Source organism: Rhizobium sp. BK008 (assembly GCF_014197345.1).
In the GTDB taxonomy this organism is placed as follows: domain Bacteria; phylum Pseudomonadota; class Alphaproteobacteria; order Rhizobiales; family Rhizobiaceae; genus Rhizobium; species Rhizobium anhuiense.
This window is the reverse complement of sequence record NZ_JACIFK010000005.1, coordinates 155,640-169,028: the sequence shown is the minus strand read 5'-3', so window position 1 is coordinate 169,028 and position 13,389 is coordinate 155,640. Positions and strand designations below refer to the sequence as shown.

General features: G+C 62.2%; 7 protein-coding genes. All 7 read right to left on the bottom strand.

All coding sequences use genetic code 11. The features are described from left to right. Positions 1–24: 24 nt before the first annotated feature. Positions 25–8,544: a GH36-type glycosyl hydrolase domain-containing protein gene (locus tag FHT69_RS21140; protein ID WP_183905922.1), complete on the bottom strand. Its 8,520-nt coding sequence runs from the start codon at positions 8,542–8,544 to the stop codon at positions 25–27. Positions 8,545–9,151: 607 nt separating this feature from the next. Next, positions 9,152–9,316 carry a hypothetical protein gene (locus FHT69_RS21135; protein ID WP_183905921.1) on the bottom strand — a complete coding sequence of 55 codons (165 nt, stop codon included), beginning with the start codon at positions 9,314–9,316 and terminating at the stop codon, positions 9,152–9,154. 127 nt (positions 9,317–9,443) lie between these two features. Continuing rightward, positions 9,444–9,632 carry a hypothetical protein gene (locus FHT69_RS21130; RefSeq protein ID WP_063473847.1) on the bottom strand — a complete coding sequence of 63 codons (189 nt, stop codon included), beginning with the start codon at positions 9,630–9,632 and terminating at the stop codon, positions 9,444–9,446. Positions 9,633–9,794: 162 nt separating this feature from the next. Next, on the bottom strand, positions 9,795–10,544 hold the full coding sequence (locus tag FHT69_RS21125) for an ABC transporter ATP-binding protein (protein ID WP_183905920.1): 750 nt from the start codon (positions 10,542–10,544) through the stop codon (positions 9,795–9,797). Further along, positions 10,541–11,374 carry an ABC transporter ATP-binding protein gene (locus FHT69_RS21120; protein WP_028757716.1) on the bottom strand — a complete coding sequence of 278 codons (834 nt, stop codon included), beginning with the start codon at positions 11,372–11,374 and terminating at the stop codon, positions 10,541–10,543. Before FHT69_RS21120 ends, FHT69_RS21125 begins: the two co-directional genes overlap by 4 nt. Continuing rightward, on the bottom strand, positions 11,371–12,306 hold the full coding sequence (locus tag FHT69_RS21115) for an ABC transporter permease (RefSeq protein WP_028757715.1): 936 nt from the start codon (positions 12,304–12,306) through the stop codon (positions 11,371–11,373). The genes FHT69_RS21120 and FHT69_RS21115 overlap by 4 nt, the downstream gene beginning before the upstream one ends. Next, positions 12,303–13,370 carry an ABC transporter permease gene (locus tag FHT69_RS21110; RefSeq protein ID WP_028757418.1) on the bottom strand — a complete coding sequence of 356 codons (1,068 nt, stop codon included), beginning with the start codon at positions 13,368–13,370 and terminating at the stop codon, positions 12,303–12,305. The genes FHT69_RS21115 and FHT69_RS21110 overlap by 4 nt, the downstream gene beginning before the upstream one ends. Between the last annotated feature and the right edge of the window lie 19 nt (positions 13,371–13,389).

Below are 13,389 nucleotides of genomic sequence, written 5' to 3'. Positions count from 1 at the left end.
TGTTTTTCAGCGTGGAGAACGCTGTTATCCGAGCGGATATCCCTCTTCGGGATCGGTGACTTCGCAGCCGTTGATCGACAGAGTGTAGCCGCGATCATTGGACGCTTTTGAGACCGAAATGCGGTATTTGCCGCCGCCTTGCTCCACCTCTGCCGCAAAACCGTCCCATTCGGACGGGAGCGACGGACGCACGTAGAGCCGGCCGTCCTTGAGCCGGATGCCGAGGATGCCCTCGACGGCGGCGCGGTAGAGCCAGCCGGCCGACCCGGTATACCAGGTCCAGCCGCCGCGTGACGTATAGGGCTCATGGCCATAGACGTCGGCGGCCACGACATAGGGCTCGACTCGGTATTGCTCCGCTGAAGCCTTGTCGAGCGCATGGGTGATCGGGTTGAGGATCTGGAAGCAGCGGAAGGCATCGTCACCCCGCTTCAGCTGCGCCAGCGCCATCACCACCCAGGTCGAGGCATGGGTATATTGCCCGCCATTTTCGCGCACACCCGGGGGATAGGCCTTGATATAGCCGGGATCCCTGGCGGAATTGACGAAAGGCGGCGTGAACAGCCGGATGATCCGGGCATCCTCGTCGACCAGTTGGTCGAGCACGGCCTCCATCGCCGTGACGGCGCGGGCCGGATCGCCCTCGCCCGAGAGTACGCTCCAGGACTGCGCGATCGAATCGATCCGACATTCGGGGCTTTCCTTGGAGCCGAGCAGCGCACCGTCGTCGAAGGTGCCGCGGCGATAGTAGCCGCCATCCCAGGCCGCAGTTTCGAGCGCCTTCTTCAGTTCGATGAGATGCGCCGACCAGCGCTCCGTGCGGGCGGTGTCGCCGCGCTCTTCGGCATAGGGAATGAAGGAGCGCAATGCACCCGCCAGGAACCAGCCGAGCCAGACGCTGGTGCCGCGCCCGCCGATGCCGACGCGGTTCATGCCGTCGTTCCAGTCGCCGCCGAGGAACAGCGGCAGGCCATTGGTCCCCTTGCGGGCGATGGCGAGATCGAGAGCCAGCGCCGCATGTTCGTAGACGCTCGCCTTGTCCTCGGAAATCTCCGGCTTGTAGAAGGAGTCGTGCTGGCCTTCGAGCAGTGCCGGCCCTTCCAGGAAGGCGATCTCCTCGTCGAGCACGTTCTTGTCGCCGGTGACGCTGCAATAGTGATGGATCGCATAACTCAGCCAGACGACGTCGTCCGAGATCAGCGTGCGCACGCCCGCACCCGTTCCCGGCAGCCACCAATGCTGCACGTCGCCTTCGCGGAACTGGCGCGAAGCGGCATTCAGGATCTGCCGGCGGGCAAGCGAGGGTTCGTGCAGCACGAAGGCGAGCGTATCCTGCAACTGGTCGCGGAAGCCGAAGGCGCCGCTTGCTTGGTAGAAGGCGGTGCGGGCCATGATGCGGCAGCCGAGGCTCTGATAAGGCAGCCAGGTGTTGACCAGATTGTTCATCCCGCGATCCGGCGTCGATATCTGCAGTCTGCCGGTGAAGTCCCGCCAGAAGGCGCGGTTAGCCTCGACGGCGTCGTCGAACGAAACCTTGCGGATATCGGCAATGACAGTGCGCGCCTCTTCTTCCGTCGGCGTGTCGCCGAGGAAGAAGGTGAAATCACGCTCCTCGCCGGCGCCAAGTTCGATGTCGATCGCAAGAGCCGCGGCCGGATCGCCATCGAGTTCGGTGCCGCCGGAAAGGGCGGCGGCCGAGATGACGGCCTGCGGCGCCTGGATCGTCCCCGCCTTGCCGATGAATTCGCGCCGGCTTGCCGAGAAACTCGAAACCGTCTCGCTCGCCGCGAAGAAGGCGGTTCGGTTGGAGAAATCGATGCTGTAGGGATTGGTGGCAAACAGCGCCCCCGTCTCCTCGTCATGGCTCGACAGGATGAAAGGCACCGTGCGTGCCGGATTGCTGCCGAGGATCCATTCGACATAACCGTAGAGGCGCAGCTTGCGGCTGGCCGAACCGGTGTTGCGCAGGCGCAGGCGCTGCAGTTTCACCGGCCTTTCGCGGTCGACCGTCTGCGTTAGTTCGAGCGCGATATCGTGCTGGACACTGGAGAAGACGGAATAACCGAGCCCGTGGCGGGCTTCGAAACGAATGTCCGGCCGGCGGGAAAGCGCAGCGAAAGGCGTCATGACGGCACCGCTGTGGAGATCGGTGAGATAGAAGGCCTCACCCGAACGGTTGACCACGGCATCGTTCGACCAGGAGGTCAGCTGGTAGTCGCGCGAATTGGCGCTCCAGGTAAAGCCGGAGCCCTCCGCCGACACGTGGAAGCCGAACCTGTCATTGGAGATGACGTTGATCCAGGGCTGCGGCGTTGCATGACCGCCAGGCAGCCGAACGACATATTCGCGTCCGTCGCGGGCAAAGCCGCCGATGCCGTTCCAGAAGTCGAGATCGCCTTCCTCCTCGATGACAACGGCGGGCACGACAGGCGGCGGCACCGGCACGACACGCTTGACGGGGGCCTTGTTGCGCTCGGCCCGTTCCATCTCCTGCAGCTCCTCCTTGGAGGGTGCAAACAGCGCCACGGCGCGGTTGATCTGGTCGACCACCTTGCCGTTCTTGGTATGCAGCGTGACGCGGGAGGCCGCGATCAGCGCATGATAGGTGCTCTCCTCCATCAGGTCCTTGCGCACCGCAAAGATATGCTGGCGCAACCCGTCGGCCTGGCCCATGCGACGGACGTTCTCGCACATGGCGTCGAGCGCATGTTGCATGTCCTGCGCATAGGAAGAGGCGCGTTCGTTCATGATGACGAGATCGGCGGTGACGCCGCGCGAGCGCAGATACTCCTGCGCCAGCAGCGCCTCCCGGGCGATATCGAGATCCATGTCGTCGTTGATGCGCAGCGTGAAAATCGGGAAGTCGCCGGAGATCGCCAGCGGCCAGAGCGCCGATTGCGACTGCAGGCCGGCCTCGACGGTCGCCTCGTCCTTGCGCAGCTGCATGTCGGGATAGACGAGGTAGCGTCCGAGATGCTGGAAGGCCGCCGCCTGCTGCGAGGTGACGCCGACATGGCGCATCTGCACCTGCGTGCGTGTCCAGGCCTGGACGAGTTCGTGGTTGAAGGCGTCGGGATGGCGATAGCGATTGACCGCCTTGTCGACTTCGTCGCGGCTGGGCGCCGCGATCGTCCAGAAGATCACGCTGACTTTCTTGCCGGCCGGCACGCGGACGGTGCGACGCAGCGACATGACGGGATCGAGCATGAAGCCGTCGCTGCCCGAAAGTGTCGCGCCCGGATCGAAGGCCGCCGCATCGGCAAGACTGCGGCCACGGCCGATGAACTTGCGGCGGTCGGTCTCGAATTCGGTATGGCGGGTGTCGCCGGCATTGTCGACGATCAGATGGGCGATGCTGATGTTCGGCTCGTTCGGGTCGCGCTTGTTGCGTTCGGCACGGATGACGTCGCCGCGCTTGCCGATCTCGGTCTTGACGAACATGCGGGCGAATGCCGGATGCGCATTGTCGGTATCATCGGAGGTGATCACCGGTTCGAGATAGGAGGTGACTTCGATGAAGCGGTCTTCCGTGCCCATGTTGAGCAGGGTGACGCGGCGAGCCTCGGCATCATGCTCGGTCGCAATGATGCACTCCACTTCGCTGGTGAGGTCACCGACCGTCTTGGTGAACTGTGCCTTCTCGTCGGCGAATTCGACCTTGATCTTCTCGCCTTCGACACCCTTCGGCTCAGCCGTCGCCGACCACCATTCGCTGGTGGCGGTATCGCGCAGGAAGATGAAGCTGCCCCAGCGGTCTTCGGTCGGATCGGCTTTCCAGCGGGATACGGAAAGGCCGTTCCAGCGTGAATAACCAGCACCCGTCGCCGTCAGCAACAGCGAATAATGACCGTTCGACAGGAATACGAGTTCGCGGTCGCGCGAAGCCGGATCGTTGATCTTCCGGAGCTCCGGTCGCAGGAGATCGTCCTGGATGCTGGCCGGCGTGTCGGATTCGTGTTTGCCGCTCATGACCGGGATGTCGCGCGGCGCCTTTTCCTGCAGCAGCAGCTCGGCCGCCTCGATGACCGGATCGGAGTGGAAGAGCTCGCGCAGATGACCGTTGAAGGCGACGTTGGCGACAGCCGCGATCGACATGCCGTGATGGTGGGCATAATAATTGTAGACCACCGCGCATTTCTTGCCTTCCGGCACGCGTGTCGGCGTGAAGTCGACGGCGTCATGGAAGCCGAACTTGCCGAGCGCGCCGACCTTGCGCAGCCTCTGCAGGTTTTCCAGCGCACCCGGCGGGTCGTACTGACTGGCGAGCAGCGATGCGTAAGGCGCGATGACGGCATTGTGGCCAAGGCCGCGCTTCAGGCCGAGCGTCGGTACGCCGAAATTCGTGTACTGATAATTGAGGTTATGGTCGCGGGCATTGAAGGCCGCTTCCGAAATGCCCCACGGAATGCCGAGCTTGCGGGCGTAATTCATCTGCTCGACGACGACCAGATTGTTGGTCTGGTTGAGAATGCCTCCGCCACGCTCCTGCATGACGAGCGGCGGCATCAGATATTCGAACATTGAGCCGGACCAGGAGACCAGCGCGCCGCGTGACCCCACAGGCACGACCTGGCGGCCGAGGCGATACCAGTGTTCGGTCGGCAGGTCGCCCTTGGCGATGCCGAAGAGGCTGGTCAGGCGGCATTCCGAGGCAAGAAGGTCGTAACACGCCTGGTCGAGTTCGCCGCTTTCGACGCGGTAGCCGATCGACAGCAGGCGCCGCTCCGGCCGGAACAGGAAGCCGAAATCCATCGAGAAAGCCAGATCACGGGCCTTGTCGCGCAACGCCACCAGGCGCGGCCGCAGCGCATCGACCTTGGAAAGGTCGAAGGTGCTGTCGGAAATATGCGCCTCGCAGACCTTTACCAGCGATGCCGCCCATTGGGTGACTTCTTCGCTCTGCTTCGACTTGACCTCATGGTCGAGATTGGCGGCAAGCTTCTCGATGTCGCGCGCGAGAACGGCGAGGTTGATGATGCGGATCGAGGCGAATTCATGCTCGCGTTTGACGGCGGCAAGTGCGTTCTGGAAGCCGACGATGCGCTCCTCCAGGCGCCGGCGCAGCGGGCGCACGGTCTTGCGGTCATCGGGCAGGTCCGCCAGCACTTCGCCGAGAATGCCGGCGGTGTCGCCGACGCCGTCGAGATTGCCCTGCATATGCGCCGACGGCGCCTCGGCCCAGTTGCGGCAGGCCGATGAAATGGCGATCAGATGGCCGGCGAGATTGCCGCTGTCGACGGCCGAGACGTAACGAGGCCCAAGCGTCTGCAGCGTATCGGTGTGATACCAGTTGAACAGATGGCCGCGGAATTTCTCCATCCTGTCGATCGTCGCGATCGTCTGCTCCAGCCGCTCGAGCGTCTCCTCGAAGGAGAACCAGCCGAAATGCCGGCCGGAAACGACGGAGAGCAGATAGACGCCGATATTGGTCGGCGAGGTGCGTGCCGCGACGATCACATGCGGCGTTTCCTGGATATTATCAGGCGGCAGATAGTTCTGCTCGGCCGTCGTGAAGGTCTCGAAATACCGCCAGGTGCGCCGGGCGATCTTGCGCAGTTCGCTCGACACGGAATCGGCGACTTCGAGCCGGTCTTCGGTCTCCGCCGACTGGCTGACATACCAGGCGACAACAGGCGACAGGACCCACAGCAGGGCGAAGGGAATGCCGACGAGGAAGGCGTTGTCGCCGGGAAGGGCTGCGAAACCGAGCGCCAGCAGCGCCAGCACCGGCGCATGCCACATCGCCTTGTAGTAGGAGATCAGCGTCCCCTGGCCGCCGGCCTGGACGCTGGCGGCGGTGCGCCACTGCAGCATCAGCTTGCGGCTGACGAACAGGCGGTAGAGCGAACGGCCGATCGCATCCGCCATCATGCAGGCCGAGTCGGCGATGAAGACGATGCGCAGCGCAACTTGTGCATTGGCCGCCGTGATATCGGACCAGACCGTATAGAGATGGGCGCGGGCGATGATATCGCTGGTGCGCGGGATGATGCCGTTGATGAGCGACAGCGTCGGTGCGACGAAAAGGCAGAAGATCAGCAGAATCTGCCAGATGAGTGCGCCGAGCGGGCCCATGAAATACCAGCCGAGCACGGAGGCGAAGAACCAGGCGATCGGCGTCAGCGAGCGGCGCAGATTGTCGAACATCTTCCAGCGGCCGAGAGCCGTGACGCCGTATTTCGGATTGAACATGTAGGGCAGAAGCTGCCAGTCGCCGCGCGCCCAGCGATGCTGGCGCGAGGTTTCCACTTCGTAGCGGATCGGGAAATCCTCAACCAGTTCGAGATCGGTGACGAGCGCGCAGCGCGCCATCGAGCCTTCGAGGAGGTCGTGGCTGAGCACGGAATTCTCGTCGATCCGGCCCTTCAGAGAGGCTTCGAAAGCGTCGACATGATAAAGCCCCTTGCCGGTGAAAGTGCCTTCGCCGGCGAGATCCTGATAGACGTCGGAAACGGTGAAGACATAAGGATCGAGGCCGCGATTGATCGAAAAGACGCGCTGGAAGACCGAGGCGTCCTTGCCCGTCGTCAGCGACGGGGTGACACGCGGCTGCAAGACGCCGTAGCCGCTTTCGACACGGCCGGTTTTCGGATTGATGACCGGGCGGTTGATCGGGTGATAGAGCTTGCCGACGAGCTTGGTGACGGCATCGCGCATCAGGCGCGTATCGGCATCGAGCGTCATGACATACTGCACGTTGGCCGGCACCGCATTGGCGCCCGGCAGATAGGTCGTGTCGCGGTCGCCGCGCAGCAACATGTTCAGTTCGTGCAGCTTGCCGCGCTTGCGCTCCCAGCCCATCCACACGCCTTCCGAAGGATTGTAGAGGCGGCGGCGATGCAGCAGATAGAAGCGCGTCTTGCCGTCATAGGCATAGCGGGCGGAAAGATTGGCGATCTCACGCCGCGCATAATCGAGAACCTCGAGATCGGCAGCCGTTTCCTCGACCTCGCTGTCCGGCCAGTCGCTGAGCAGTGCGAAATAGATCTCGCCGCGCGGGTTGGCGAGATAATGAACCTCGAGATTGCGCACGTGGTCGTCGACGCTGTCGCGGTTCGAGATCAGGCAGGGCACGACGAGCAGCGTGCGCGCGTCCTCCGGAATGCCTTCCTTGAACTCGTAACCGACAAGGCGCGCCGGCGTCACGAAGAAAGAAAGCAGAGTGTTGAAGAGACCCGTCGCCCCTTCTGACGCCGGTACCGAGAACATGATCAGCAGCACGGCGATTTCGATCGCCCCCATGCCGGCATTGGCCATGAACCTGCCGACGATCGCCATGGCGATGATCGTCAGCAGCATGACCGGCAAGGCAATCGCCAGCCAGTTGAACTGGCGCACGGCGCGCACGAAATGCTGGATGATCGTCGGGCGATAGTTCGCCCGCGCCTCGAGCTTCGGCCGCTGCGCGCCCGACAGGAAACCACCGACATTCGGTTCATGCGGCTGCGGCTCGTCCGAAGCTTTGGCGGCATCGGTCATGTCGAGCGCCAGCTGGGCGATTTCCATTTCCGTCAGCGGCGAGCGCTTCGCCAGCTTCTCGATCTGTTTTCGATATTTGTTGCGCGAGCCGGAATCGAGGATGCCGTAATCCGAATGCTCCCAGAGCAGCTTGTCGACATGGCTGACCTGCTCGACCCAGACCGACCATTCGGCATCATCGATCTCGCGAAGGCTGCGGATTATGTTGCCCATCGTCACGTTGCCGGAAGACAGGCGGCTATGTTCGGCCGTCGTCGCCTCTTCGGTGTTGCGGCCGAGTTCTTCCAGCCGCTCGTCGAGCCAGGTGATCGCCAGGCTCGACGTCTGTGAGCCGTCGCGCAGGCGATAGAGGAACTGCGTCGAGAATGTATTGTCCTCAGCAAGCGGTTCCAGCGTCTTCAGATAGGCGGCCGCTCCGGCCGGATCGGTCAGGCGCACCAATTCGTCGGCCGCCTCATTGGCGCGGCGGCGCATGCGGCGGCTGGCTTCGACACGGCTGGAAATGCGGCGAAGGTTTTCGACGAGCACGTAACGCACCAGCGAAGGCAACGCCCAGAGTTCGCCGATCTTCAGCGTCTCGCTGGCCTGGAAGCCATCGACCAGCGCCGTCAGGCTTTCCTGCGAGATCGTGCTGTGGGTATGGGCGACATAGAGCCAGGCAAGCACGAGGGTGCGCGGTACCTCGACGCCGCCGACGACCATGGTCGGCAATTCGCGATAGAAGCGGCGGGGGAAGTCGCGCCGCACCTCCTGGATCGCCTCTTCGACGATATAGTGATTGTCCAGCAGCCATTCTGCCGCCGGCGTGATCGTCTCGCCGGCCTCGACATCAGTCGCCGTGGTCCGGTAGACGCGCAGGATTTCCTTCTCGTTTTCCTTATGGCGCGCGAAAAAATCGAAGGGAGCAAAGGCCGGCAGCTTGTCGACGCCGTTGCGGGCGACCCCATCGCCCATCGCCTTGATGTCCTCGATGGCAAGATAGGTCGAACGGATCGAATCGTTGTGATCGATCTGCTTCGTCTCGGTTTCGCGCGAAGGGCTCGGAGAAAGATGTGAAATAGACATGGGTTCGGTTCTGGATCCAAACGAAGTTATGGCTGTTTTGCTCAGCCTTTTGCACTGCTTATCATGACTGCTACATGAACGGAGCCCTATTCTTCAAAGATCGAAGAAACCGGGGCGAATGAGACTTGGGCCAAGCGAGGCAAACGGGCTAAGCCCCGGTTCCGGGCGTGGCCCGACGGCTGATCGCGGCCATCGATATCCTCTCCGCGAAAGCCATGGCGAAAATTTGGACACTATCGGAATAATTCAAGCCAAGAGGCATCAGCCGCCGCCCGCGCGCTCGTCTGGCGGCAATGCGAAAGCTTCGATTTCGGAAAAAGGAAAGGGCAGGATCGATAGACCATGTGCCGGGGGGCGGCGCTTGGGGGCAGCTTTCGACCCTTGTTCCTTTGCCGCTCCGTCGCCGGTATTCAGATGCGTGAAAAAAGTACAGAAGAATGATGATAGGGATCGGAATGCCGATCAACCACAATAAGATGCCCTCATGGCCACTCTCCCTTTGACATTCGAGTGCCAGGAGAATGCCGAGACACATCAAATGTTCGGAATTCAATAGGGGCGGAAACCGCCGCAGCGCCGGCACTTGCCAACACTTACCATTCACCGATTAGCCGACGACGCCGCAAACCATGGCTACGACGAACAGAAATGCCGCAGTGAAAATCGCTCCATGGAGCAGCGCCTGAAGCCTGTGACGCGTGGTGAGCGCCTTCTTGGCCGGTACGGAACCATATTGGTTCACGTGAGCATGCGAAATACCCAGATCTGCCATATGTCGCCTCCGTTGTTCTCGTGCGGCCGGTTGTGCGGCTCGCGCTTATATTCTTATTTTCTCTATCAAGTAGGTAGAGATAAATTTCCGTCCAGAGCGAAAGGAAGAGAAAATTCAACCAGCCTTTTTAGCAGAGCGTGCGCCACGCCCAGATCCAGGAGCGCTCGACGGCACTCTCATTCTCGGGCAGGTTGGAGGAAGTCTCGATCAGCCGGCGGTCCTTTTCCGCAGGAAGAGATACCGAAGCCTGTTCTTGGCGATCGGTTTTCACGGGAGGATCGAGGTAGCCCATGGTCATCCCACCGAGAAAGAACATGCTTCAACCTCCATTGATCACGAAAGCTAACAAACGTTAACAGGATCATGACAGAAGCAAGGCAGCTGTCAATAGTCTAGTTGAATGGTCGTCTTTTAGCAAAGCGTTATCCTTAACGCCGCTATCGCTCTTTCCTTTTCAAGGGCTTGAAAAGATTGCCGTTCAGGCTTTGACGAAACCCTTGCTCGCGATCATCAAATTTCGCGTGTAGTCCTCGTGAACCGCGCCGGCCGCCAGCTCTTGAGAGCTCAGCCGCTCGACGACGGCGCCGTTGCGCATCACCGCGAGCCTTTCACACATGTGGGTGACGACGCCGAGATCATGACTCACCATCACGAAGGTGAGTTTGCGGTCACGTCGGATCTGCTCCAGCAGGTTCAGCACTTCGGCCTGCACCGAGGCGTCGAGCGCCGATGTCGGCTCGTCGAGCAGCAGGATCGACGGTTCCACGATCAGCGCCCGGGCGATCGCCACGCGCTGCCGCTGGCCGCCGGAAAGCTGGTGCGGATAGCGGAACCGGAAACCATTGCCGAGGCCGACTTCGTCGAGTGCGCGGGCGATGCGCTTATCGCTGTCGTCGATGCCATGGATCGCGAGCGGTTCGAGCAGAAGCCGGTCGATCGTCTGGCGCGGATGCAGAGAACCATAAGGATCCTGGAAGACCATTTGCACGCGGCGATAGAAAGACTTGCTGCGTTTCGAACCCTTCAGCACTTCGCCATCGATGTTGATCGCGCCGCCACTGATCGGCGCAAGTCCGGCAACAGCCCGCAACAAGGTCGATTTTCCCGATCCGGACTCGCCAACGAGACCGAAGGATTCGCCGCCTTCGACGGCGATGCTGACATCCTTCAGCGCATGAAAATGGTCGTAGACGACGCTGAGATCGTCGACTTGGAGAGCTGCGCTCATGCCGCCCACTCCGGCCTGCGGTCGAGCACCGGCAGCGGGTGACGGTTTGAGCCGATCTCGGGCATGCAATTCAGCAAGCCTTGCGTATAGGGATGTTGCGCATGTTTGAGATCGGCGGCCGCGAGCTCCTCGACGATCTTTCCGGCATACATGACGATGACGCGGTCGCAGAAGGAAGAAACCAGCCTCAGATCATGGGAGACGAAGATCAGCCCCATGCCACGCTCGGACACCAGCCTGTCCATGATCCTCAGCACGTCGAGCTGGACCGTCACGTCGAGCGCCGAGGTCGGCTCGTCGGCAATCAGCAATTCTGGCCCGGCAATCAGCATCATGGCGATCATCGCCCGCTGTCCCATGCCGCCCGACACCTCGTGCGGATGCAGGTCGAAGACACGCTGGGGATCGCGGATCTGCACCGCTTCCAGCATGGCGAGCGCGCGCTCGCGCGCCTCGGCCTTGCCGACCTTCTCATGCGTGCGCAGCGTTTCGCAGATCTGTCGCCCGATCGACATGACGGGATCGAGCGAATATTTCGGATCCTGCAGGATCATGGCGATGCGCTTGCCGCGCAGCCTGCGCCTTTCGCCGGCCGGGGCATTGATCAGATCGATGCCGCTGAAATTCAGCCTTTCGGCCGTGACGACGCCGTGTTTCGGCGTCAGACCCATGATCGCCCGTCCGGTCTGCGACTTGCCGGAACCGGATTCGCCGACAATGCCGAGCCTTTCCTTGCCGAGCGTGAAGGAGACGCCGCGCACGGCCTCGATCACGCCGGTGCGCGTGGGGTAGCTGACCTTGAGCTTATCAACCGTCAGAAGTGTCGTCATTGGCCACTCTCTTTCGGATCGAGCGCATCGCGCAGGCCGTCGCCGAGGAGATTGAAGCCAAGGCTGACGATGAGGATGGCGATGCCGGGCATCGCCGCAACCCACCATTGATCGAGGATGAAGCGCCGTCCCGAGGCGATCATCGCCCCCCATTCCGGCAGCGGCGGCTGTGCGCCCAGGCCGAGGAAACCGAGACCGGCCGCCGTCAGGATGATACCCGCCATGTCGAGCGTTACGCGCACGATCAGCGAGGAAATGCATAGCGGCATGACATGGCGCACGATGATGCGAAGCGGCGAGGCGCCCATCAGCTTCACCGCCGAAATATAGTCGGAGCGCCGGACCGTCAGCGTCTCGGCGCGCGCGATGCGGGCATAGGGCGGCCAGGAGGTGATGGCAATGGCGATGATCGCGTTCTGGATGCCAGGCCCGAGGGCTGCGACAAAGGCGAGCGCCAGCACCAGCTTCGGAAAGGCCAGGAAAATATCGGTGATGCGCATGAGCGTCGCATCCACCCAGCCTCCGGCATAACCGGAGACCGTGCCGACGATCAGCCCGATCGGCGCCGAGATGATGGCGACGAGCGCGACGACGAGCAGCGTCAATCGCGATCCGTAGATCAGCCGTGAATAGATGTCGCGGCCCTGGTCGTCCGAACCGAGCAGGAATTCCCCGGTTCCCGGCGGCAGCAGCCGGGCATTGCGCAGATCGCCGACAACGGGATTATGCGTGGCGATGACATCGGCAAAGGCGGCGGTCAAAAGCAGCGCCACGATGATCAGCAGGCCGAGGACGGCGAGCCTGTTTGCCGTAAACTGCCGCCAAGTGACATAGGCGCGGCCGAGGCGAGCCTGCAGGCGCGATTGCGGCCGGTCGGAAAGCAGCCAGTCGCGGCGGCTCATCGCAGGAGGTGGGCTGGCGGAGGCCGTCATCGGTTTCGCGTCCTCGGGTCGAGCGTCCGGTAGAGAAGATCGGACAGAAGGTTGATGCCGATGAAGACCGTCCCGATGACGATCGTGCCGCCGAGCACGGCGTTCATGTCGGCGTTCTGCAGCGAATTGGTGATGTAGAGTCCGATGCCCGGCCAGGAAAAGACGGTCTCGGTCAGCACCGAGCCTTCGAGCAGGCCGGCATAGGAAAGCGCAATCACGGTGACGAGCGGCACGGCGGCATTGCGCAGCGCATGGCCCCAGATCACCCGCGTTTCCGAAAGCCCCTTGGCGCGCGCGGCAACGATATATTCCTGGGAAAGCTCGTTCAGCATGAAGCTGCGCGTCATGCGGCTGATATAGGCGAGCGAGAAATAACCGAGCAGGGATGCCGGCAGGATGATGTGGCGGAAGACATCGTAGAAGACATCCCATTGTCCTTGCCAGGCACTGTCCAGGAGATAGAAGCCGGTGATCGGCGTGAAGGTGTATTCGAAAACGATGTCGATGCGGCCGGGAAAGGCCACCCAGCGCAGTTGCGCGTAGAAGATGACGAGCGAAATCAGCGCCAGCCAGAAGATCGGCACCGAATAACCGATCAGGCCGATGACCCGCACGACCTGGTCGGCGATGCTGCCGCGGCGCACCGCGGCGAGAACGCCGAGCGGCACGCCGACGAAAGCGCCGATCAGCGTTCCGAGCGTTGCAAGCTCCACCGTCGCCGGAAATGCACGGCGAATATCGACCATGACAGGATTGGTCGTCAGGACCGAATTGCCGAAATCGCCGGATAGGATGCCTTTGATATAGATGAAGAACTGCTGATAGAGCGGCAGATTGAAGCCCATTTCCTGGCGTACGCGCTCGACGACATGATTGGGCGCGCGGTCGCCGAGGATGGCGAGCACGGGATCGATCGGCACGACGCGGCCGATAAAGAAGGTGACGGCCAACAGGCCGAAATAGGTAGTGACAGCGGCAAACAGGAACCGCCCTAGCGCCTTTGCGAAGGCGCTGGCACGGCCCCTTCGGGGCCGCGCCTCCTGTGGTGTTTCGACGGTGCTCAAGCCCCTCAATCCTGCCGGA

Excerpts from the sequence above, each read along its gene's own strand:
- FHT69_RS21140 (WP_183905922.1), bottom strand. The coding sequence starts at position 8,544 with ATGTCTATTTCACATCTTTCTCCGAGCCCTTCGCGCGAAACCGAGACG.
- FHT69_RS21135 (WP_183905921.1), bottom strand. The coding sequence starts at position 9,316 with ATGGCAGATCTGGGTATTTCGCATGCTCACGTGAACCAATATGGTTCC.
- FHT69_RS21130 (WP_063473847.1), bottom strand. The coding sequence starts at position 9,632 with ATGTTCTTTCTCGGTGGGATGACCATGGGCTACCTCGATCCTCCCGTG.
- FHT69_RS21125 (WP_183905920.1), bottom strand. The coding sequence starts at position 10,544 with ATGAGCGCAGCTCTCCAAGTCGACGATCTCAGCGTCGTCTACGACCAT.
- FHT69_RS21120 (WP_028757716.1), bottom strand. The coding sequence starts at position 11,374 with ATGACGACACTTCTGACGGTTGATAAGCTCAAGGTCAGCTACCCCACG.
- FHT69_RS21115 (WP_028757715.1), bottom strand. The coding sequence starts at position 12,306 with ATGACGGCCTCCGCCAGCCCACCTCCTGCGATGAGCCGCCGCGACTGG.